Origin of the sequence: Marinobacter sp. DUT-1, from assembly GCF_050379415.1 — a bacterium.
Classification (GTDB): Bacteria; Pseudomonadota; Gammaproteobacteria; order Pseudomonadales; family Oleiphilaceae; genus Marinobacter.
This window is the reverse complement of the sequence record NZ_JBNRLS010000001.1, coordinates 628,101-650,145: the sequence shown is the minus strand read 5'-3', so window position 1 is coordinate 650,145 and position 22,045 is coordinate 628,101. Positions and strand designations below refer to the sequence as shown.

Genomic DNA, 22,045 nt, shown 5'->3' with positions numbered 1-22,045 from the left:
GCCATTCGGCCTCCGCAGACAGTTTATAAAGACAAGAAGGAGTGGGCTGTGGCAATTACTGTGTCGATCGAGTTGAACCGCGATCTGGAGATCCCCGCCGGTTACGACGAAGTCTTTGAGTTGCTGGCCGACGTACCGCGTTCCGCCAGTCATTTCCCGAAAGTCGACAAGCTGACCGACCTGGGCGACAACAGCTATCGCTGGGAAATGGAGAAAGTCGGCGTGGACAAGCACGCCATCCAGTCCGTCTATGCCTGTAAATACTACTCGGACAAGGACGCCGGCAAGATTACCTGGGAGCCGATCAAGGGCGAGGGTAACGGCGTGGTGAGCGGTTCCTGGACCCTGACGGCCAACGGCGACGATGCCACCAAGGTGAAATTCCGCACCCGTGCGGAGCTGACCGTGCCCCTGCCCAGTCTGCTCAAACTGGCCATCAGCCCGGTGATCAAGCACGAGTTCAACAGCCTTGTGGATACCTACATGAACAACCTCAAGAAGGCGTTCTGAGCTATCAGGGTCATTGATGCGGTTGCGGGACTCCGGCGGGCATAAAAGGTATAATCCGCAAACAAATTGTTTTCGGCACCAAGCCGGTTTATGACGACGGAGTCTCCATGGCCGAACGTAAGGCTCGCGTAGAACGCAATACCCTCGAAACACAGATTACTGTCGAGATCGATCTCGACGGCACCGGCAAGTCCAGCTTTGACACCGGTGTTCCGTTCCTGGAGCACATGATGGATCAGATCGCCCGCCACGGGCTGGTCGATCTCAACATTGTCTCCAAGGGCGACCTGCACATTGACGATCACCACACAGTGGAAGACATCGGCATTACCCTGGGCCAGGCTTTCAAGCAGGCGGTGGGTGACAAGAAAGGCATTCGTCGCTACGGCCACGCCTATGTGCCGCTCGATGAAGCCTTGTCCCGTGTCGTGATCGACCTGTCCGGCCGCCCGGGCCTGTCCATGGATGTGCCCTATACCCGCTCCTCTGTAGGCGGTTTTGACGTGGACCTGTTCGAGGAATTCTTCCACGGTTTCGTCAATCACTCCATGGTGACCCTGCACATCGACAATCTGAAGGGCAAGAACACCCACCACCAGATTGAAACAGTGTTCAAGGCCTTCGGCCGTGCCCTGCGCATGGCGATTGAGATGGACGAGCGCATGGCGGGAATTACCCCGTCCACCAAGGGCTCGCTGTAACCGGTCACCAACAGGACATCGCATTTGACCATGAAAACCGTTGCCATCATCGACTACGGTATGGGGAACCTTCATTCCGCCCGCAAGGCGGTGGAGCATGTTGCCCCGGATGTCACCGTCCTGGTGACCGATAACGCCGACCAGATCCGGGAGGCGGACCATGTCATCCTGCCCGGCGTCGGAGCCATCCGTGACTGTATGGCGGAGATTCGCCGGCTGGAGGTGGATACCCTGGTCCGGGAAGTGTCCCGGGATCGTCCCTTCCTCGGTATCTGTGTCGGCATGCAGGCGCTGATGTCCCGCAGTGAAGAGAATAACGGCGTCGACTGTATTGACCTGTTCCCGTCGGAGGTTCGCTATTTCGGCGATAACCTGGTGGAAAATGGCCAGCGCCTGAAGGTACCGCACATGGGCTGGAACGAAGTCTTCCAGACCATCGATCATCCGCTCTGGCACAACATTCCCGACGGCGACCGCTTCTACTTCGTGCACAGCTATTACGCGGAGGCCGAGGGCAATGCCGACATGGCCGGCCGAACCCATTACGGTGTCGACCTGGCGGCAGCGGTTGCCCGCGATAACATCTTTGCGGTGCAGTTCCACCCGGAGAAAAGTGCCCGGGCGGGCCTGCAGCTGCTGAAAAATTTTGTGGACTGGTCCGGCAAGTAACGCCGGCCATCAGAACGAACTACACGGACATTGCTCTATGCTGATTATCCCCGCCATTGATCTCAAAGACGGCAAATGTGTACGCCTGCGCCAGGGCCGGATGGACGATTCCACCGTCTTCGGTGATGACCCGGTCGAGATGGCCACCCGCTGGGTGGACGCCGGCGCCCGTCGTTTGCACCTGGTGGACCTGAACGGTGCCTTTGCCGGTGAGCCGGTCAACGGCGAGATTGTGCAGGCCATTGCCAGGAAGTATCCGGATCTGCCGATCCAGATCGGGGGTGGCATCCGCTCTGCTGAAACCATTGAGGCCTATCTGAAGGCTGGCGTTCAGTGGGTGATCATCGGCACCAAGGCGGTGAAAGAGCCGGAGTTCGTAACCGAGATGTGCAAGCGCTTCCCTGGCCATATCATTGTCGGCCTGGATGCCAAAGACGGTCGGGTGGCCACCGATGGCTGGGCGGAAGTCTCCGAAGTCATGGCCGTGGATCTGGCCAAGCGTTTCGCCAACGACGGCGTTGAGGCCATCGTCTACACCGACATCAGCCGCGACGGCATGATGCAGGGCGTGAACGTGGAGGCCACCGCGAAGCTGGCGGAAGAGGGTGGCATTCCGGTCATCGCCTCCGGCGGCGTAACTAATATGGATGATCTCAAACGCCTGGCGGAAGTGGCGGACAAGGGCATCCTCGGCGCCATCACTGGCCGTGCCATCTACGAGGGCACCCTGGATGTGGCCGAGGCCCAGGCCTTTTGCGACAGCCTGAACGGCTGAGGGAGTTAGCATGGGACTGGCAAAACGCATCATTCCCTGCCTGGACGTGGACAAGGGCCGCGTAGTCAAGGGTGTGAACTTCGTGGATATCCGGGATGCCGGGGATCCGGTCGAGGTGGCCCGCCGATACAACGAGCAGGGTGCCGACGAAATCACCTTCCTTGATATCACGGCCAGCCATGAGAGCCGTGACACCACCTACGAGACGGTGGAGCGCATGGCTGCGGAAGTTTTTATCCCGCTGACCGTGGGTGGTGGCGTGCGTACCGTCGAGGATATCCGCAAGTTGCTCAATGCCGGCGCCGACAAGGTGTCCATCAACACTGCCGCAGTGTTCAATCCTGAGTTCGTGCGCGAAGCCGCTGAGCGGTTTGGCAGCCAGTGCATCGTCGTGGCCATCGATGCCAAGCGGGTCAGTGCCGAAGGCGAGGAACCGCGCTGGGAAATTTTCACCCACGGCGGCCGCAAGCCCACGGGCCTGGATGCGGTGGAATGGGCCAGAAAGATGGTCGAGATGGGCGCCGGTGAACTGCTACTGACCAGCATGGACCGGGACGGCACCAAGATCGGCTTCGACCTGGGCCTGACCCGCGCCATCAGCGATGCGGTGGCGGTGCCGGTGATCGCTTCAGGCGGTGTCGGAGAGCTTCAGCACCTGGCAGATGGTGTGACCAAAGGGGGCGCGGATGCGGTGTTGGCCGCCTCCATTTTCCACTTCGGGCAGCATACGATTCCCGAGGCGAAGGCGTTTATGAAGGCGCAGGGGATCGAAGTTCGGGATTAGGTAAGCCTGAAAATGGGGTCAGAAGAAGGCTTTCTTCAGACCCCAAGTTCGTCTACCCCAGGGGTCTGATGAAAGCTTTCATCTGACCCCATATTCACTGTCCTCCGGGGTCACATCCCCAAGGGTCTGATGAAAGCCTTCATCTGACCCCAGCTTAACCCTACCCGCATAAGCCGGCCGAATCGCCTGCTTCTCCCCCTCTGCAAACATCTCCCGGTTCCCGTTGCGCATGGCCCATAGCCCGCTCACGGTGGCGATAGCAATACCCTGCTCGTCCAGCAGCGGCAGATGCTTCTCCAGGTAATCCACGGTGACCTTGTGCGGATGGCCGATACCAACGGCGCTGCCATTCTCTTTGGCGCGCTTGATCAGCAGCTTGAATTGGCGATCGACAAACGCTTCGGTCTGCTCGTGGTCCAGGAACACATCCCGGGTCACGTTAGGTATCTGGTACGCGGTGGCAACATCACCGGCGACGGATGAGGCGATGGTGCGGCTGTCCACGAAGTACACCGGGTACTTGTCCAGCTCTTTCATCACCCAGTCCATTGCTTCCAGCTTTTGGGTCAACAGGCTGCCCATGTGGTTGTTGACGCCACTGACAAAGGGGATGGACTGCAGCGAGCGACGCAGGGTCTGGCTCAGGGTGTGTTCATCCATGTCTGGGGTGAGCCCGCCGGCGCCGAGGCTGAAATTCTGGGTGTTGGCCATGGGGGCATGCAGCATGATTTCCTTGTTCTGCCGGTGCGCCATTGTGGCCAGCTGTTCGGTGAAGCGCCGGTAGGGCAGGAAGGCGAGGGTCAGGGGCTGGTCCATGTTGACCAGCCGCCGACCTTCCTGAAGGTTGTGCCCCATATCATCAATAATGATGGCGATGGTGGGTGGCAGCTCCCGGGGAATCTCCTGCGCAGTTGCGCTTGTCGCGGCAAGGCTTGCAACTGCGAGGAACAGGTAACGAATCAGGCTCACTCGCCGCTTCCTTCCCCGGAGGTTTTACCCCTGCGGTTCAGAATGTTCATACCCTTCAGAAGGTTCAGCGCGGAGCGTAGCTGATAATCACGCTCGACCATGGAGACCGTGTCCGGCTCCTGCTCGCCTGAACGGTCCTGTTCCCTGGCCTTGCCTTTGTCCTCGTTCTGGCCTTCCAGGTGGCCGCTGAGGTCCGCTTCGGTAAAGAATGGCTGGCCGTCGAGTTCAGTCAGCTCCGCCGGCCGCACCACGATGTCCGGCTTGATGCCGGTGGCCTGGATGGAGCGGCCGTCCGGGGTGTAGTAGCGGGCAGTGGTCATCTTGATGGCGTGGGTTTCATCCAGGGGGATGACGGTCTGGACACTACCCTTGCCGAAGGATTGGGTGCCCATGATCACGGCCCGCTCGTGATCCTGAAGGGCGCCGGCCAGGATTTCGGACGCCGATGCGGAGCCGCCGTTGATCAGAACCACAATCGGCGTATTGGCCATGACGTCTCCGGACTTGGCGCTGAAGCGCAGCCGTGAACTCTGGATCCGGCCCTCGGTGTAGACGATAAGGCCGCCGTCGAGCAGGGCGTCGGCCGTTTCCACTGCGGCTTGCAGCACACCGCCCGGATTGTTGCGCAAGTCGATGACCAGGCCGTCGAGGTCGGCGCCGTGCTCGGTCTCGAGTTTCTTCAGGGCATCCTGGAACTGGCCGCCGGTGTCGGCCTGGAACTGGGTGATGCGAAGGTAACCGTAACCGTTATCCAGCATACGGGACTTCACGCTGGTGACCTTGATGATATCCCGGGTGACATCAATCTCGATCGGGGCGCTCTCGCCCTCGCGCATGATGGTAAGTGTCAGCACGGTGCCGGGCTTGCCACGCATCAGCTGCACCGCCTCTTCCAGGGACATGCCCTTGACCGGTTTCTCGTCCAGTTTGATGATCAGGTCACCGGCCTGAACGCCGGCTTTCTGGGCGGGGGTATCGTCGATGGGAGCGATGACTTTTACGAAGCCGTTTTCCATACCCACTTCAATGCCGAGGCCGCCGAATTCACCGGAGGTGCTTTCCTCCAGTTCTTCGTAATCCTTGGGGGCAAGGTAGGTGGAGTGCGGGTCGAGGTCGGACAGCATACCCTTGATGGCGCTTTCAAGCAGTTGCTGGTCGGAGACCTCCTCGACGTAGGCATCCTTGATGCGGCTGAACACTTCGGTGAATTTACGCAGGTCGTCCAGCGGGAGCTGTTTTTCCGGATCGGGCAGGGTGATTTCTACCTTTTCTCCATTCTGGATCCCTTCCAGCAACTCCTCGGACTGTGGATCCTGGGCAAAGGCCAGGCTCGATGCGGTCATGAAACAGGTAGCGAGCGTGAGTTTGCGTAAAACCCTTGGCGGAAGTGTACTTCTGACCCGTTTCATCAATATATCCCGTTTTGTTTCCACTAGTTGGACGTATTTCCCTGATTCACGACAGTATGGCGTCAGCTGCGCCGTTTGTCAGCCCTTGAGTGGGCGCACCGGAGCCTCAGTTTGCCAACCAGCGTTGCGGGTTATCCGGTTTGCCATTATGTCGGACTTCAAAGTACAGCGCGGGCGCGTCGGTACCGCCGGTCTGGCCCGCCACAGCAATGGTCTCGCCGGCCGCTACCCAGTCGCCCGGGCTGGTGAACAGGCTGCTGCTATGGCCGTAGAGTGTCATGTAGCCATCGCCATGATCAATGATGGTGATCAGGCCAAATCCCCGGAGCCAGTTGGCAAAAACCACCCGGCCGTAATGGATGGCCTTGACCTGCGCCTCTTCGCTGGTGCTGATGAGGAGGCCGTTGCGGCGAAGCTTGCCGTCGGCATAGCGGTCGCCATAGTTACTGATCACCTTGCCTTTGACCGGCCAGGGCAGCTTGTTCTTCAGTGACCGGAAGGGCTGGGATTCGTTGGGTGCGGGAATGCTGGCAATAGCCTGCTGGACCTCCTCGAGCAGCTTTTCCAGGCGTTTCCGGTCGGCTTCCAGTTCATCCCGTTCGCTGCGGCGGCTCTGGATTTCGGTTTTCAGTGCTGCCAGGGTCCGTTCCCGTTCCTTGCGGGAGGCCGACAGCTCTTGCTGACGCTTGCTGAGGGTGGCTTCGGTGTCGGTCAGTTCGGCCCGTGTCACGGCAACCCTGGCCTGGGTCTGCCTCAGCTCCCGGAGGCTTCTCTGGAAGGCTTCGAGCCGCTCAACCGTATTTCGGCTGAGATACTCGTAGTAGGTCATGGTCCGGGCCATCTGGTCCGGGTCGATCTCGTTGAGCAATACCTTTACGGCGGGAGCGTCCCCTTCCATCCAGGCGGAACGGATCTGTTGCTTCAGGCTTTCGCGCTGGCGCCCGAGGGTCTCCTTGAGGGAGGCTTCCTGCTGTTCCAGTTCCTGCAGCTGCCGTTGTTGCTGCTCGGCCTTCTCGCGCAGGCTCCGGCGTTCGCGGGTCAGTTCGCCGATGCGGCGCTCGGTGGCTGCCAGTTGTTGTTCCAGCTCGGAACGGTCTTCTTCGGCATCAGCCAGCCACTCGTCGATGTCCTCAATGCGTTCCTTGAGGTCCTCGATCTGTGCAGGGGTAACCTCCTGCTGTTGGGCCTGAACCGGCACTGCCCCCAGACCAAGACTGAGGGCGAGTGCCAGGGCGAGTAGCGGTTTCAAGGCCAAGGCGAGCCGGGTCAGTCCAGCTCGACCAGGCTGTGCCCGGTCATTTCCTCGGGCTTCTCCAGACCCATCAGGGTCAGCAGGGACGGAGCCACATCGCTGAGGCTGCCGTCGTCGTTGAGGTGGACTTTTCGGTGGCCGGTGTAGACCAGCGGCACCGGGCCGATGGTATGAGCCGTGTGGACCTGGCCGGAGTTCGGGTCGGTCATCTGCTCGCAATTGCCGTGGTCGGCGGTGATCAGTGCTTCGCCACCGACTTCGTCGAGCGCCTCAACGACCCGTTTGACGCACTGGTCCAGGCACTCGGCGGCCTTGATAGCGGCGTCGAGTTTGCCGGTATGGCCGACCATATCGCCATTGGCGTAGTTGCACACCACCAGGTCGTACTTGCCGCTTTTGATGGCTTCAACCAGCTTGTCGGTAACCTCAGGAGCGCTCATTTCCGGCTGGAGGTCGTAGGTGGCCACTTTCGGGGAGGGCACCAGGATGCGGTCCTCGCCCTCAAACGGAGTTTCCACGCCGCCGTTGAAGAAGAAGGTCACATGAGCGTACTTCTCGGTTTCGGCGATGCGCAGCTGGGTCTTGCCCTGCTTGGCCATGTATTCGCCCAGGCCGTTGGTCAGCTGCTCGGGGGGGTAGGCGCAGGAAGTCTTGATGTCTGCGGCGTACTCCGTAAGCATCACGAAATCAGCCAGCTCCGGGTGTTTGCGGCGCTCGAAGCCCTCGAACTCTTTGTCCACGAAGGTGCGGGTCATTTCCCGGGCGCGGTCGGCGCGGAAGTTCATGAAAAGAACCGTGTCGCCATCGTTGATGGTGCCGTCCGGTTCACCGGGAGCCTGGATATGGGTTGGCTTGACGAACTCATCATTCTCGCCCCGCTCGTAGGCCTGCGCCAGTGCTGTAACCGGATCGGTTGCGGTGAAATCGGCCTCACCCAGGGTCATGGCGTTGTAGGCCGCCTCGACACGATCCCAGCGGTTGTCCCGGTCCATGGCGAAATAACGCCCCACGATGGTTGCCACCCGGCCGACTCCCAGCTCCCTGAGCTTGGCGGCGGCCTTTTCCAGGGAAGGTTTGGCGCTCTGGGGCGGCATATCGCGGCCGTCCAGGAAAGCATGGATATAGACTTCTTTGGCGCCACGGCTGGCGGCGAGTTCAGCTGCCGCCAGGATGTGTTCCTCATGGCTGTGCACACCACCCGGAGACATCAGGCCCATCAGATGCACGGCGCGGCCATTACCTACTGCCTTGTCGATGGCGGCGCACAGGACTTCATTTTCCTGGAAGGTGCCGTCCTCGAGATCCTTGTCGATCCGGGTGAGGCTTTGGTAGACCACGCGACCGGCCCCGAGGTTCATGTGCCCGACCTCGGAATTACCCATCTGCCCCTTCGGCAGCCCCACGAACATGCCCGACGTGTTGATCAGCGTTTTGGGCTGGTTGGCCCACAACTGATCCCAGAAGGGGGTGTTGGCATTGCTGATGGCATTGTCTTCGGCGGGGTCACGGTAACCCCAGCCGTCCAGGATAATCAGTGCAGTCGGCTTGCGCGTCGCGGTCATCACATCATCCGGTTGGTTGGAAAACTTGATAAAAGAGAAGGTCAGATTGTAACCGTTTTCATTCGCGCAAGCCATGGAGAGGGGGCTGCCTTCTTTGCAGCAGGCTGGGTGTGTATAATCCCGCCAAACAAATTTTCAGGGTATTTTCATGGACCGCTTGTTCGAATTCGTTGTCAATCACTACATTCTGGTGTCGCTGTTTGTCGCCTTCCTGGTGGCGATCCTGATCCTGGAGGCTCGCCGTGGTGGTGCCAAGGTATCTGCCCAGGCGGCAGTCAACCTGATTAACAAGGACGAGGCCGTTGTGGTGGACATCCGTGACCGCAAGGAATTCGGCGAAGGCCGCATCACCGGCTCCGTCAATATTCCCCTGAACAGCCTGAAGAGCCGTGCCTCCGAGCTCAACAAGTTCAAAGACAAGCAGATCATTGTTGCCGACAAGATGGGCCAGCACTCCGCCATGGCGGTCAAGCAGCTCAACGCCGAGGGCTTCACCAACGTGGTGCGCCTCAACGGCGGTATCAGTGACTGGAAGGCCAGCAACCTCCCACTGGTGAAAAAGTAACAGCGCCCCGGGCCTTGATCTCGGGCCCGATCTGCCGCACTGTTTGACCTTCGCCGGAGCCGGCATGAGTTTAACAAGGGGTCAGAAGAAAGCCTTCTTCTGACCCCATTTTCAAAACAGACAATAACCGGGCCCAACGCCCACCAAGAGCACAAAGGACCGAACATGGCTGAGAATCAGCAAGCCGCAGGCAATGAAAACCAGAACCAACCCCAGTTTGCCCTTCAGCGTATCTATGTGAAGGATCTGTCGTTCGAGTCGCCGAACGCACCGCTGGTCTTCCAGGAACAGTGGAAGCCCCAGGTGAACCTGGACCTGAACACGTCCCATAACAAGGTGAGCGACAACCAGTACGAAGTGGTCCTGTCCCTGACCGTCACCACCAAGATCGGTGAGAAAGTCGCCTACATCGTGGAAATCCAGCAGGCCGGTGTGTTCCTGGTTCAGGGCATCGAAGGTGCTCAACTGGGCCAGATGCTCGGTGCCTACTGTCCGACCATCCTGTTCCCCTATGCCCGCGAGTCTATCGATAACGTGGTTGCCAAGGGTTCTTTCCCGGCTCTGATGCTGGCTCCGGTCAACTTCGACGCCATCTATGCCCAGGCGCTGAAGCGCAAGCAGGAAGAGGGTGCTGGCGAAGGGGCTGGGGAGCAGCAGGCTCACTAAGCGGGTTCATTGAAGATGGGGTCAGATGAACGTGTTCATCAGACCCCCGAGTTACCATCGAACCCCTGAGCCAAAGGTCAGCGCCGAACTCCGGGGTCAGATGAAAGCCTTCATCTGACCCCATCTTCATTTCCGTCAAACCCCGCCGCTAAACTCCAGCTGCCTCCAGGCTTCGTAAACCACCAGCGCCGCCGTATTCGACAGATTCAAACTCCGGCTCTCGGGCCGCATGGGCACCCTGATCCGGTGGGCTTCCGGCAGGCTTTCACGCACTTCCACTGGCAGGCCCCGGGTTTCCGGGCCGAACATCAGGTAGTCACCATCCTGGTAGCTCACTTCGTGATAGAACCGGCTGCCCTTGGTGGTCAGTCCGAACAGTCGTGAGGGTTGTTCGGTTTCCAGAAATGCCTGGTAGCTGGCATGCACCTTGACGGTGGCGTACTCGCTGTAATCCAGCCCGGCCCGCCGCATCTGTTTGTCTTCCAGGGTGAACCCCAGGGGCTCGATCAGATGCAGCTGGCAGCCGGTGTTGGCGCAGAGCCGGATGATGTTGCCGGTGTTGGGTGGAATCTCCGGCTCATACAGCACCACATGGAGCATCGGGCTTAGCGTTCCACCGCGAGGGCCACGCCCATGCCGCCGCCGATGCACAGGGTCGCCAGGCCCTTGTGGACATCACGGCGCACCATTTCATGCAGCAGGGAAACCAGGATGCGGCAGCCGGAGGCGCCAATGGGGTGGCCGATGGCAATGGCGCCGCCATTCACGTTTACCTTGTCAGTATCCCAACCCAGGTCCCGGTTGACAGAAATGGCCTGGGCGGCGAAGGCCTCGTTGGCCTCGACCAGGTCCAGGTCATCCACGCTCCAGCCGGCCAGTTTCAGGCAGCGCTGACTCGCTGGAATCGGGCCTGTACCCATGATGGTCGGTTCCACGCCGGCATTGGCGTGGGCTTTGATGGTGGCAATCGGGGTCAGGCCCAGCTCCTTCGCTTTCTCTGCGCTGCACACCATGACAGCCGCGGCGCCATCGTTCAGGGAGGAGGCGTTGCCGGCGCTGACTGTACCATCCTTCTTGAATGCCGGGCGGAGCTTGGACAGGCTTTCAGCGGTCACGCCATCCCGGGGGCCTTCGTCCTTGTCCACCACCAGAGGGTCCCCCTTCCTCTGGGGGATGGTGATCGGAACGATCTGACCGTCGAAGTAGCCGGCCTTCTGGGCGGCCACGGCTTTCTGCTGGGAAGCCGCTGCAAAGGCGTCCTGTTCCTCGCGGCTGATGCCGTATTTCTCGACGACATTCTCGGCGGTGATGCCCATGTGGTAATCGTTGAAGGCGTCCCACAGGCCATCCTTGATCATGGTGTCGATCATGGTCCAGTTGCCCATGCGTTGACCGTTACGGCTGTTGGGCAGTACATGGGGTGCCTGGCTCATGCTTTCCTGGCCGCCGGCAATCATCAGCTCGGCATCCCCGCAGCGGATGGCCTGGACGGCCATATGCACGGCCTTGAGTCCGGAGCCGCAGACCTTGTTGATGGTCATGGCTGGCACGGAAGCCGGGATGCCTGCATGGATTGCCGCCTGGCGCGCCGGATTCTGGCCACAGCCAGCGGTCAGTACCTGGCCAAGTACCACCTCGTTGACCTGGTCGCCGGCGACACCGGTTTCCTCGAGCAGGGCCTTGAGCACGGCAGTACCGAGCTGGTCAGCGCTCAGGGTGGACAGGCCTCTGCCAAAACTTCCGACGGCAGTCCGTTTGGCGGCAACAATGACGACATCACGCATGGAATCTCTCCGGTATCTACTGGCGCGGGACACCAGCCCCGCGCTCTGGGATGGAAAACTGCCGGCATTGTATCCGGAAAGCTATGACGGGCCAAAGTCCGGGCACCTCCAGGCGCTCGAACGGAGATTACATGTTCAGGCTGCGGCCGCCATCGACAGAGATGATCTGCCCGGTCACAAACGGGGCGTCACACATGAGGAAAATCACCATGCTGGCGATGTCGTCGGGATTGCCGGTGGTGGCCAGCGGGGTCTTCTCGACAATGGCCTTCTGGTAGCTCCGGTCGATAGCGCCGTCGTTTTCCGGCCAGAGAATCGCACCCGGCGACACCCCGTTGACCCGGACATTCGGGGCCAGGTCCTTGGCCCAGGATCGGGTCAGGGCCGCCAGACCGGCCTTGCTGGCGCAGTACAACGGGTGGTTGCTCAGGGGCTTCTCGCTGTAAATGTCGATCAGGTTGACGACGCTGCCGCGGGCGTTTTTCAGTGCGGTCAGGCAGGTCTGCAGCAGGAAAAAGGGCGCGCGCAGGTTGGTGTTCATGATCCGGTCCCAGTCTTCGTACATGGCCTCGCCATTGGGGGTGGGGTAGAACACCGACGCATTGTTGACCAGCCCATCCAGGCGCCCCCAGTGGGCGAGCGCCTCTTTGCCGAGACGGTGGACGTCGTCCATCCGGGTCAGGTCGGCTTGCAGGCAGATGGCCGAGCCGGGGCGTGCCTCGTTGAGATTCTCGGTCAGCGCCGTCGCCTGGGTTTGCCGGGTCCGGTAGTGAACTACCAGGTTCCAGCCTCGGTCATGCAGCATTTCGGCAGTGCGGGCCCCCAGGCGGTGGGCGGAACCGGTAACCAGTGCAACGGGCGCGTTGTCAGTCATGTCTGTCCTCAGCTGTTGAATGCGGGCAATGCCTGTTCTATACGCTTGAGCCGCTCTGCCCGGATTGCCTCACCCAGGGCCTTGCCCTTGAATCCCTGTGCCAGGAATTCCCTGGGATTGACGCCGGCGGCTGCCCGGGCGGCGATCTGCAGGGCCTGTACCCGGGCCCTGAGATCTTCGGGCAGGGCATAGTCCAGTACTTGCAACAGCGCCTCGAAACGCGCTCCCCGGCGCCAGAGGTCGGCATAGTCCAGCAGTTCGAGCAGCGCCGAAGCGGTTGGGTCTTCGTTTGAGGATAAATCAGCCAGCGCGGTTTTGAAATGGCAGGCCAGCCTGGCCAGATCCCGACAATCGTTGGGAGCTTTCATGGCTTCCGCGCGAGTGAGTGCCTGCTCCGAAGAGAGTGGCAAAAGGACGGCGGCAAAGCGTTGTTCGGTGCTGGTGTCTTGCCGGGCCACACTTCGAAGTGCGGACAGTGCTGTGGCCAGAGTTTCATCGTCAGCCAGTTCCGGGATCAGTATGGATAGGGCACGGCAGTCCCGGAGTACTTCGAAAAAGGTTCCGGGTTCCTGTTCGTGCAGGGCCCGCCGGACCTCCTGCCATACCCGCTCCGGTACCAGGTGGTCCACCTCGCCCTCGGCCACCATCTGGCGCATCAGTGCCATGGTCTCCGGATGCACCTCGAATCCCATGGGCTGGAAGCGGGCGGCAAAACGGGCGGTGCGTAGTATGCGCAACGGGTCTTCCGAAAATGCCAGTGAAACATGGCGCAGTTGCCGCGCTTGCAGATCTTCAAGGCCATGGAAGGGATCCACCAGTTCACCCCGCTCATCCCTCGCCATGGCGTTGATGGTCAGATCCCGGCGTTTGAGATCTTCCTCGAGGGTGACGTCGGGAGCGCTGTAGACACTGAAACCATGGTAGCCCCGGCCCTGCTTGCGCTCGGTGCGGGCCAGGGCATATTCCTCACGGGTTCGCGGATGCAGGAAAACCGGAAAGTCCGCACCCACCTGCTTGAAGCCCTTGGCCAGCATTTCGTCCGGGGTGGCGCCGACCACCACCCAGTCACGATCCTTGACGTCAATGCCCAGCAGTTCGTCACGGACAGCGCCGCCAACCAGGTAGGTTTGCATGGAAAAGCCCTTGGTTTTGGTTCGGGTGTTGGGGGATTATCCGGCGTGGGAGGATGGTAAGCAAATGGGGGGGGAGTGGACGTGAAAAAGGGGGTCAGATGAACGCCTTCATCAGACCCCGATCCGACTCAGGGGGTGGCGTCTGGCTCAGGGGTCTGAAGAACACCTTCTTCTGACCCCAGCTTTAGTCATGCACGGAGGTTGGCGTCCAAAACGGGATCAGATGAAGGCTTTCATCAGACCCCATGTCCAGGTCAGAACGCGCTGCCAATCTCGATAGCCGCACCCACATCCGCATCGCTGTAAAGCGCACCCAGATCCAGGCGTGCACCCAGAATGTTCAGGCCGAGGCCGGCGGTGAACTGGGTGGCTTCTTCGATGCCGTCATTGTTGTCGTTGCTGGCCAGATTGTGGCGCACGCCGACGCGCAGCTGGGCATAGCGCAAGGCATCAAACTCGGCGCCAAGGGCGAGCCACCGGGTGTCATCTTCAAAGCCAAAGGCTTCCTTTTTGGTAAGGTCCAGCTCTGCGGTCACCAGATGGTGCTCACTCTTGTGGGCAATGCCGGCGGTGACCCTGGGGTTGAGCTTCAGGGTGCGAACCTGTTCGCCCAACTCGGGCCGGCTGGCCGCGGAATCCAGCTCCATTGGGATCAGGTTCTTAATGGCCAGGCCTGCATTCCACTGGTGCTCGTCACCGAAGGCATAGGCGGTGCCGAGGTCCACATTGAAACCGCTCTTGTCAGTCTGGTACTGGTCGCCGTCGAACTCATCGTCTTCAAAGCCGGAGACGGTCTCGGTGTACTGGAACGTTCTCAGCTCCACATACTTGGGCGAGACGCCCAGCTGGAAACGATCACCGCTTTGCAGCTCGAAGGCACGGGCAAAGGCAATACCGACTTCACCCACTGCCGAGGCCAGGATCCGCCCCCGGGAGTCAAAGCGGATATCACCCTGGTCGTCGATCGCGGCACCATCGATGATGGCCTGCACGTTGGAGGGCGAGCCGGATTCTGCTGCGGTTGCGATATTGTCCAGCAGGCTGCGGTCACTGTCGGAAAGCTCGCCGCGCACGGTGGCAGTCAGGTTGGCGTTGGTGAATACGCCCACCGAAAGGCTTTGCCCGGGTACTGCGAGACCGAGCCCAAGGCCGGCATTGACCCTGACGGTGTCCTCGTCGAAGGCAACCAGACGGTCCCGGAGGTCCGCGGCGCTGCCGGCCAGATTATCGGCATTCTGGCCGCTCGGGTTGTTCTCGAACTCAGTGATGAGGCGGTTGAATTCGCTGATCACATCCTGAATATCATCGATCTGATCCACCGTCTCTTCTTCATCCGCTGCACGGGCGTTGACTGATGGCAACATCAGCCCGAAATCGTCTGACCAGTCGTGGTGATCCGCCGCCATCATCGCCGGGTTGGTCATGGCGGCATCGGCCGGGTGTGCGCTGGCGACACCGGTGCCGGCCATGCCAAACGAACGGGCGGACATGAACTGCTGGGGGCTTGCCAGGGCGGAGCTGGTGGCAATGGAGAGGCCAATGGCCACAGAGAGTCTGGTCAGACGGTTACTGCTCATTCGGATACCTGTCTAGCGTTATTTTGGAATGCAAATATTACGGAGCAGACAGGTTAGAGCAGGCGCCTTTCGGGAACATGACAGAAGTGGTAACAGATTGTTTTCGAAGTGTAAGTTGGGGGTGGAGGGGTGGTTGGCTCAGGGGTCTGAAGAAAACCTTCTTCTGACCCCGAGTTCGATCATGCCCCGGGGTGGTCATCCAGGACGGGGTCAGAAGAAGGTTTTCTTCAGACCCCAGCGGGGCAAGCGTTCATCAGACCCCCGGTTCCCTCATCAGGACTCGGCGGCTTCGGTCGCCGCCAGATCACGGATCTTGCCCACCATGGCCCGGAGGCCATTGCCGCGGGTGGGGGAGATGTGGCGGAACAGGTCCAGTTGTTCGAACAGTTCGTCGATATCGGTGGTCAGCAGCTCACGGGGGCTTTTGCCGTTCAGGGCCACCAGGATGATCGCCGCGAGACCGCGCACGATCATGGCGTCGGAATCGATCAGCAGGTAAAGCTTGCCGCTGGTTTCATCGTAGTGGTGGATCAGCCATACCTGGCTCTGGCAGCCGTGCACGTAGTTTTCCTCGGTACGGGCGTCATCCGGGAATGATGGCAGCTGCTTGCCCAGGTCAATGATATAGGCGTAGCGCTCTTCCCAGTCATCCAGGAATTCGAAGGCGTCCAGGACATCTTCAAGGGTGGTCCTGGTTCCGAGGGGGTTGTTCAGGAAGTCTTCTTTGGTGGCGGTCATGTGATTGCTGCTGTTTTCGGCGCTGGGTTTTAAGAAAATGGGGTCAGAAGAAGGCTTTCTTCAGACCCCGGTGGGGCTTCAGACCCCAGGGTCGGGTTCTAAAACGGGGTCAAATGAAAGCGTTCATCTGACCCCATGTTAGCGGTTTAAGCCCGGGCTTCACAGCATCCCCAGTTCCAGCTTGGCCTCGTCGGTCAGCATGTCGTTGTTCCAGGGCGGATCGAAGGTGAGTTCGACGGTCACCTTGTCCACGTTGGGAACATGCTCGACCTTGCGTTTGACGTCGTCACAGATCACCGGGCCCATGCCGCAGCCGGCAGCAGTGAGAGTCATCTTGATGTAGACGTGGTTGCCTTCCTCGGTGTCGTTCTCGATCTTGCACTCGTAGATCAGCCCGAGATCCACCACGTTTACGGGGATCTCCGGATCGTAGCAGTTGCGCAGGGCTTCCCAGACCTGATTCTCGTTGACGGTGCCGTCTTCCGGGGTCTCGAAGCTGCTTTCCAGCGGTTGCTTGCCCAGGGCATCGGCGTCGTGGCCCTCAATCCGGGCCAGGTTGCCGTTGACCGCCACCGTGAAGGTGCCGCCAAGGGACTGAGTGATGGTCACAAAGGTGTCCGCCGGAATCATGATTTCGGTTCCGGCAGGAACGAGGCGTGCTTCCACCTCGCGTTTGGTCAGGACCACTTCCCGTTCTTGCATGCCTGGTCTCGTAATGTGCTTTGGTTTGTTTAGGTTGGGGTCAGATGAAAGCGTTCATCTGACCCCGTCTTCACGTCTGCCCCGTTTTCACCGATCAGGCGACAGTAAAACTCTCTCCGCACCCACACTCCGCCGTGGCATTCGGGTTGCGGAACTTGAAGAGTGAATTCACGCCTTCGGTGACAAAATCGATCTCGATGCCGTTCACCATCGGCAGGTGTTCTTCTTTCACGAACACGTCCACGCCGTCGATGTGGAACACGCGGTCATCGGTTGCGGCTTCGTCCACCCACTGGGTCTCGTACTTGAAGCCGGAGCAGCCACTCTTCTTGATGGCCAGGCGAATACCCTTGGCATCCGGCTTCTTGTCGAGTTGCTTGCGTACGTGCCTGACCGCACTCGGGGTCATGGTCACGGTTACGTCACTCGGGGTGAAGACTTCGGCTGTCATGATTCCACCTCCATCAGGCAAACAGGCGCTGGATCTTCTGTAGGCCGGTGAACAGTTTGTCCACCTCGTCCAGCGTATTGTAGAACGCAAAGGAGGCCCGGGCTGTACCGGGTACTCCGTAGAAATCCATCAGCGGCATGGCACAGTGATGGCCGGTGCGGATGGCGATGCCCTGCTGATCCAGCAGCGTACCGATATCACTGGGGTGCAGGCCGGCGATTTTAAAGGACATGACCGGAACCTTGCTGGCGGCGGTACCGATGATCTCCATGCCCGGTACTGTCTCGACCAGCTGGTTTGCGCGCTCAAGCAGTGCCTTCTCGGCCGCTTCCATGGCGCCACGGCCGAGGCTCTCGAGGTAATCGATGGCTGCGCCAAGGCCAACTGCCTCGGCAATCGCCGGCGTGCCTGCCTCGAATTTGTAGGGCAACACGTTCCAGGTGGTGCGCTCGAACGACACCCGCTCGATCATTTCGCCGCCACCCTGGTACGGAGGCATTTCCTCCAGCAACTGCGCCTTGCCGTAAAGCACGCCGATACCGGTGGGGCCAAACAGCTTGTGGGACGAAAACACGTAGAAATCGCAGCCCAGCGCCTGCACATCCGGTTTGAAGTGCGGGACCGCCTGGGCGCCGTCAATCAGGGTCAGGATGCCGCGCTTCTTGGCCTGCTCGATCAGCGGTGCCACCGGGTTAACAGTACCCAGTACGTTGGAAACATGGGTGATGGCCAGGATCCGGGTGCGGTCGTTCAGCAGGCTGTTGAAGGAGTCCAGGTCCAGTTCGCCCTCGGGCGTGACCTGGATCGGCACCACTTTCGCGCCGGTACGTTCGGCGATCATCTGCCAGGGCACGATGTTGGCGTGGTGCTCCATGTGGCTGACCAGGATCTCGTCACCTGCTTTCAGGCGGGGAGCCAGGCCGTTGGCCACCAGGTTGATCGCTTCAGTGGTTCCGCGGGTCCAGATGATTTCCCGGGTGCTGGCGGCATTCACGAAATTGCGCACGGTCTCCCGCGCGCCTTCGAACGCCGCGGTGGCACGGTCACCCAGGGTGTGGGCGCCGCGGTGCACGTTGGAGTGCATTTCCCGGTAATAGCGGTCCATGGCATCGAGCACGGCGATCGGCTTCTGGGCCGAGGCGCCGTTGTCCAGGTACACGAGGGGCTTGCCGTTCACCTGCTGGGACAGGATCGGGAAATCACGTCGCACCGCTTCCACGTCGAACGCGGCGGCGCTGGCGCTGTTTGCCACGGACAGGTCAGTCATTACCGGTCACACCTCCTGGAAGGTCTGGTCAAAGAACTGGTTCAGCCGGGTGTGGGCGGTTTCACGCACTGTCTCCAGCGGAATCTGCTCAACCAGCTCGTTGATGAAAGCCATGGTCAGCAGCACATTGGCCTGGCGCCGACCGATGCCGCGGGACACCAGGTAGAACAGGGAGATCTCGTCCAGCTGGCCGATGGTGGCACCGTGGGCACACTTCACATCGTCGGCGTAGATTTCCAGCTCCGGCTTGGTGTCGATCTCTGCACCGTTGGACAGGAGCAGGTTCTTGTTGTTCATATCCGCATTGGACTTCTGGGCGTCCTGGTGGATATGAATCCGGCCGTTGAAAACTGCGTGGGACTGATCCGCTGCAATGTTGCGGTAGGTCTCCTCGCTGTTGCAGTGGGCGGCCACGTGCTCAATGGTGGTGTGGTTGTCAAAGTGCTGTTTGCCCTGGGTGACCACCACGCCGTTGAGCTTGCACTCGCCGCCTTCACCTTCCAGGCGAACCTGCAGGTCATGGCGGCGCAGCGGGCCACCGAAGCCGACTGTGTGGCTCTCGAAACGGGCGTTGCGCTGCTGTCGGACACCGGTAGCGCCAATGTGCTGCACGTTCTCGCCTTCCATGGTCAGGCGAACGTTGGTGATGTTGGCGCCGTCGCCCAGCTTGAACTCGGTGACGGTGTTGACCATGACCGGTTCGGAGCCGCTGGAGCGGTACTCCTCCACCAGGGTCGCCTGGCTGTGGCGGCCCGCGTCGACGAAAATGCGCGGGAAGGCGGAGCCACTGGCGTCAGCCGTGACTTCGTGGATCACAAACAGGGGCTGGTCGAGCACGGCGTCCGGCTTCAGGCGGATCAGCAGGCCGTCCTCAAAACGCGCGGCATTCAGGCGGGCCAGCTGCACGGCCTTGTCGTCCAGGGTGTTGTCCAGTTGCTCTGCCAGTTCAGCGGCTTCCTGGTCATCCAGGTCGCGGAAGCTGGCTACCCGAATGCCATCAACCTGGGGGAACTCGCTGGCTTCCGGCTGGATCACGCCGTTCAGGAACACGATCCGGTAGCCCGGTACCTCATGGCCACTAAGTTCTTTGCCCTGCGAGGACAGGCTGCTGGCCATGTCCTCGGTCAGCTTGAGATACTTGCTGGAGTATTTCCAGTTCTCGGTTTTCCGCGTCGGCAGCGGCATGTCCACCAGGGCGGTACCGCGCTGCTTGCGCAGCTCCAGTAGCGCCTCGGGCAGGGACTGGCCGGCCGATTCGAGGAACGCGGAGGAAAGGGTCGGTGCTGGTTTCATTCCGCGGCCTCCTTAGTTGGCAGCACTGTCGGCGGTTTCTTCATCCTTGATGCCGAGCCAGCCATAGCCTTTCTCTTCCAGTTCCAGGGCCAGTTCGCGGCCACCGGACTTGATGATCTTGCCACCGGCCAGGACATGGACATAGTCCGGCACGATGTGGTTCAGCAGGCGCTGGTAGTGGGTGACCATCAGGATGGCGCGGTCTGCGGAGCGCAGGGCGTTGACGCCATCGGACACCACCTTCAGGGCGTCGATGTCGAGGCCGGAGTCGGTCTCATCCAGGATGGCCAGCTTCGGCTGCAGCAGCAGGGCCTGCATGATCTCGTTGCGTTTCTTCTCACCACCCGAGAAACCTTCGTTGACACCACGCTTGAGGAAGGCTGGATCCAGGTCCACCTGTTTGGAGACTTCCTTCGCGAGTTTCATGAACTCGGCGGCGTTCATCTCTTCCTCGCCATGATGCGTGCGCATGGCGTTGACGGCCGTGCGCAGGAACTGCAGGTTGCTGACGCCGGGGATCTCCACCGGGTACTGGAACGCCAGGAAGATGCCTTCCCGGGCCCGTTCTTCGGTCTCCAGGTCCAGCAGGTTCTCGCCGTTGAGGGTGACTTCGCCCTCGGTGACTTCAAATGCTTCGTTGCCTGCCAGCACCTGGGACAGGGTACTCTTGCCCGAACCGTTCGGACCCATGATGGCGTGAACTTCCCCGGCCTTGATCTCCAGGTTGATGCCCTTGAGGATCTCTTTGCCCTCAACGGATGCGTGCAGGTTCTTGATGCTAAGCATTTGTTCGCTTCTCTCTATCTCTGAATCTGTATGAATGCGTTTCCAGTGAAGCTCGGCCGGATCAGCCCACGGAGCCTTCGAGGCTCACTTCCAGCAGCTTGCCGGCTTCCACGGCGAATTCCATCGGCAGCTCCTTGAATACTTCCTTGCAGAAGCCGTTCACAATCATGGAGACGGCCTGCTCCGGGTCGATACCACGCTGGCGGCAGAGGAACATCTGTTCGTCACTGACCTTGGAGGTGGTGGCCTCGTGCTCGACGATGGCGGATTTGTTCTTGCTCTCGATGTACGGGAAGGTGTGGGCGCCACAGCGGTCGCCGATCAGCAGCGAGTCACACTGGGTAAAGTTGCGCGCACCCTCCGCGCCCGGGCCGAATTTCACCAGGCCCCGATACGCGTTGGAGCTCTTGCCAGCAGAAATACCCTTGGAGATGATGGTGCTCCGGGTGTTCTTGCCCAGGTGGATCATCTTGGTACCGGTATCGGCCTGCTGGTAATTGTGGGTCAGCGCTACGGAGTAGAACTCGCCGACGCTGTTCTCGCCCCGCAGCACACAGCTCGGATACTTCCAGGTGACGGCGGAGCCGGTCTCCACCTGGGTCCAGGAGATCTTGGAATTCTTGCCGATACAGGCGCCGCGCTTGGTAACGAAGTTGTAGATGCCGCCCTTGCCGTTCTCGTCGCCCGGATACCAGTTCTGGACGGTGGAGTACTTGATCTGGGCGTCGTCCAGGGCTACCAGCTCAACCACGGCGGCGTGCAGCTGATTTTCATCCCGCATTGGTGCGGTGCAGCCTTCCAGGTAGCTTACATAGCTGCCTTCGTCGGCGATAATCAGGGTGCGCTCGAACTGGCCGGTATTGGCGGCGTTGATGCGGAAGTAGGTGGACAACTCCATCGGGCAGCGTACACCCTTCGGCACATACACGAAGGTGCCGTCGGAGAAGACCGCGGAGTTCAAGCCGGCAAAGAAGTTGTCGCCGTGGGGTACGACGGTGCCCAGGTATTTCTGCACCAGTTCAGGATAGTCCCGGACAGCCTCGGAAATGGAGCAGAAGATGACGCCGGCTTTGGCCAGCGGCTCTTTGAAGGTGGTGGCAACGGAGACGGAGTCAAATACCGCGTCGACCGCGACGCCAGCCAGCTTTTCGCGCTCGTGCAGGGGGATGCCCAGTTTTTCATAGGTTTTCAGAAGCTCCGGATCGACTTCGTCCAGGCTCTGGGGCATGTCTTCCTTGCGTTTGGGCGCGGAATAATAAGAAATCGAATTGTAGTCGATTTTCGGGTAACCGACGTGAGCCCAGTCCGGCTCGTCCATCTCGAGCCAGCGACGATAGGCTTTCAGGCGCCATTCGAGCATCCACTCCGGCTCTTTCTTGATGGCGGAAAGCCGGGCAATGACGTCTTCGTTCAGTCCGGGCTCGAACGTGTCGGCTTCGATTTCGGTCACAAAGCCGTGTTCGTATTCCCGTTTGATCAGCTCGTTCACCTCTTTGTCGGTGGTCGCCATGATCGTCGCTCCGTAATTCTCTCATCGCGGGCTCTTGGCCCTTGGTGTCACCGGCAGCCGTTTGGTTG

General features: G+C 60.4%; 23 protein-coding genes. 7 read left to right on the top strand and 16 right to left on the bottom strand.

What is annotated here, in order from left to right:
• The first annotated feature begins 48 nt into the window (after window positions 1–48).
• From ACQUTG_RS03015 to hisF, 5 genes are all read left to right on the top strand, one after another.
• Complete coding sequence (locus tag ACQUTG_RS03015; RefSeq protein WP_428917970.1) at window positions 49–510, top strand: SRPBCC family protein; 462 nt, start codon at window positions 49–51, stop codon at window positions 508–510.
• A gap of 107 nt (window positions 511–617) precedes the next feature.
• Entirely contained in the window at window positions 618–1,211 is a 594-nt protein-coding gene (hisB, locus tag ACQUTG_RS03010) for an imidazoleglycerol-phosphate dehydratase HisB (RefSeq protein ID WP_428917969.1), read from the top strand.
• A 30-nt stretch (window positions 1,212–1,241) separates the two neighbouring features.
• Window positions 1,242–1,880, top strand: coding sequence for an imidazole glycerol phosphate synthase subunit HisH (hisH, locus tag ACQUTG_RS03005; RefSeq protein WP_428918451.1), 639 nt, complete (start codon window positions 1,242–1,244; stop codon window positions 1,878–1,880).
• 37 nt (window positions 1,881–1,917) lie between these two features.
• A complete protein-coding gene (hisA, locus tag ACQUTG_RS03000) occupies window positions 1,918–2,655 on the top strand; it encodes a 1-(5-phosphoribosyl)-5-[(5-phosphoribosylamino)methylideneamino]imidazole-4-carboxamide isomerase (protein WP_428917968.1) in 738 nt (245 codons plus the stop codon).
• A gap of 10 nt (window positions 2,656–2,665) precedes the next feature.
• Window positions 2,666–3,439, top strand: a complete 774-nt coding sequence (gene hisF, locus ACQUTG_RS02995) for an imidazole glycerol phosphate synthase subunit HisF (RefSeq protein ID WP_428917967.1) — start codon at window positions 2,666–2,668, stop codon at window positions 3,437–3,439.
• Window positions 3,440–3,517: 78 nt separating this feature from the next.
• On the opposite strand, the gene ACQUTG_RS02990 is transcribed toward hisF, so the two are convergent.
• The 4 genes from ACQUTG_RS02990 to gpmM all read right to left on the bottom strand — a co-directional run bounded on the left by ACQUTG_RS02990 (window position 3,518) and on the right by gpmM (window position 8,631).
• A complete protein-coding gene (locus tag ACQUTG_RS02990; RefSeq protein WP_428918450.1) occupies window positions 3,518–4,390 on the bottom strand; it encodes a divergent polysaccharide deacetylase family protein in 873 nt (290 codons plus the stop codon).
• Between the two features lie 14 nt (window positions 4,391–4,404).
• Window positions 4,405–5,817 carry a S41 family peptidase gene (locus ACQUTG_RS02985; RefSeq protein ID WP_428917966.1) on the bottom strand — a complete coding sequence of 471 codons (1,413 nt, stop codon included), beginning with the start codon at window positions 5,815–5,817 and terminating at the stop codon, window positions 4,405–4,407.
• Between the two features lie 106 nt (window positions 5,818–5,923).
• Window positions 5,924–7,066: a murein hydrolase activator EnvC family protein gene (locus ACQUTG_RS02980; RefSeq protein ID WP_428917965.1), complete on the bottom strand. Its 1,143-nt coding sequence runs from the start codon at window positions 7,064–7,066 to the stop codon at window positions 5,924–5,926.
• A 17-nt stretch (window positions 7,067–7,083) separates the two neighbouring features.
• Window positions 7,084–8,631 carry a 2,3-bisphosphoglycerate-independent phosphoglycerate mutase gene (gpmM, locus tag ACQUTG_RS02975; RefSeq protein WP_428917964.1) on the bottom strand — a complete coding sequence of 516 codons (1,548 nt, stop codon included), beginning with the start codon at window positions 8,629–8,631 and terminating at the stop codon, window positions 7,084–7,086.
• 148 nt (window positions 8,632–8,779) lie between these two features.
• Between gpmM and ACQUTG_RS02970 the strand changes: the two genes are divergently transcribed.
• Both ACQUTG_RS02970 and secB read left to right on the top strand, forming a co-directional pair.
• On the top strand, window positions 8,780–9,196 hold the full coding sequence (locus tag ACQUTG_RS02970; RefSeq protein WP_428917963.1) for a rhodanese-like domain-containing protein: 417 nt from the start codon (window positions 8,780–8,782) through the stop codon (window positions 9,194–9,196).
• A gap of 165 nt (window positions 9,197–9,361) precedes the next feature.
• Window positions 9,362–9,862, top strand: a complete 501-nt coding sequence (secB, locus tag ACQUTG_RS02965; protein ID WP_343811889.1) for a protein-export chaperone SecB — start codon at window positions 9,362–9,364, stop codon at window positions 9,860–9,862.
• A 135-nt stretch (window positions 9,863–9,997) separates the two neighbouring features.
• Here secB and trmL read toward each other — a convergent pair whose 3' ends face one another.
• The 12 genes from trmL to sufB form a co-directional block, all read right to left on the bottom strand.
• Window positions 9,998–10,462 carry a tRNA (uridine(34)/cytosine(34)/5-carboxymethylaminomethyluridine(34)-2'-O)-methyltransferase TrmL gene (trmL, locus tag ACQUTG_RS02960; RefSeq protein WP_428917962.1) on the bottom strand — a complete coding sequence of 155 codons (465 nt, stop codon included), beginning with the start codon at window positions 10,460–10,462 and terminating at the stop codon, window positions 9,998–10,000.
• Between the two features lie 5 nt (window positions 10,463–10,467).
• Window positions 10,468–11,646 (bottom strand): acetyl-CoA C-acetyltransferase, encoded by a 1,179-nt coding sequence (locus tag ACQUTG_RS02955; protein ID WP_428917961.1) that lies wholly within the window; start codon window positions 11,644–11,646, stop codon window positions 10,468–10,470.
• Between the two features lie 127 nt (window positions 11,647–11,773).
• Complete coding sequence (locus ACQUTG_RS02950) at window positions 11,774–12,520, bottom strand: pteridine reductase (RefSeq protein ID WP_428917960.1); 747 nt, start codon at window positions 12,518–12,520, stop codon at window positions 11,774–11,776.
• 8 nt (window positions 12,521–12,528) lie between these two features.
• Window positions 12,529–13,653, bottom strand: a complete 1,125-nt coding sequence (locus tag ACQUTG_RS02945; RefSeq protein ID WP_428917959.1) for a multifunctional CCA tRNA nucleotidyl transferase/2'3'-cyclic phosphodiesterase/2'nucleotidase/phosphatase — start codon at window positions 13,651–13,653, stop codon at window positions 12,529–12,531.
• A gap of 254 nt (window positions 13,654–13,907) precedes the next feature.
• Window positions 13,908–15,230: a conjugal transfer protein TraF gene (gene traF, locus ACQUTG_RS02940; protein WP_428917958.1), complete on the bottom strand. Its 1,323-nt coding sequence runs from the start codon at window positions 15,228–15,230 to the stop codon at window positions 13,908–13,910.
• 273 nt (window positions 15,231–15,503) lie between these two features.
• Entirely contained in the window at window positions 15,504–15,968 is a 465-nt protein-coding gene (locus ACQUTG_RS02935; RefSeq protein WP_428917957.1) for a SufE family protein, read from the bottom strand.
• Between the two features lie 159 nt (window positions 15,969–16,127).
• Complete coding sequence (gene sufT, locus ACQUTG_RS02930; protein ID WP_239036125.1) at window positions 16,128–16,670, bottom strand: putative Fe-S cluster assembly protein SufT; 543 nt, start codon at window positions 16,668–16,670, stop codon at window positions 16,128–16,130.
• 94 nt (window positions 16,671–16,764) lie between these two features.
• The gene (locus tag ACQUTG_RS02925; RefSeq protein WP_343811875.1) at window positions 16,765–17,121 is read right to left on the bottom strand and encodes an iron-sulfur cluster assembly accessory protein; all 357 of its coding nucleotides are present in this window, start codon (window positions 17,119–17,121) and stop codon (window positions 16,765–16,767) included.
• 13 nt (window positions 17,122–17,134) lie between these two features.
• Window positions 17,135–18,388 (bottom strand): aminotransferase class V-fold PLP-dependent enzyme, encoded by a 1,254-nt coding sequence (locus ACQUTG_RS02920; RefSeq protein ID WP_428917956.1) that lies wholly within the window; start codon window positions 18,386–18,388, stop codon window positions 17,135–17,137.
• 6 nt (window positions 18,389–18,394) lie between these two features.
• On the bottom strand, window positions 18,395–19,681 hold the full coding sequence (gene sufD, locus ACQUTG_RS02915) for a Fe-S cluster assembly protein SufD (RefSeq protein ID WP_428917955.1): 1,287 nt from the start codon (window positions 19,679–19,681) through the stop codon (window positions 18,395–18,397).
• Window positions 19,682–19,693: 12 nt separating this feature from the next.
• Window positions 19,694–20,467, bottom strand: coding sequence for a Fe-S cluster assembly ATPase SufC (gene sufC, locus ACQUTG_RS02910; RefSeq protein WP_428917954.1), 774 nt, complete (start codon window positions 20,465–20,467; stop codon window positions 19,694–19,696).
• 61 nt (window positions 20,468–20,528) lie between these two features.
• Entirely contained in the window at window positions 20,529–21,977 is a 1,449-nt protein-coding gene (sufB, locus tag ACQUTG_RS02905; RefSeq protein ID WP_428917953.1) for a Fe-S cluster assembly protein SufB, read from the bottom strand.
• Window positions 21,978–22,045 lie beyond the last annotated feature (68 nt).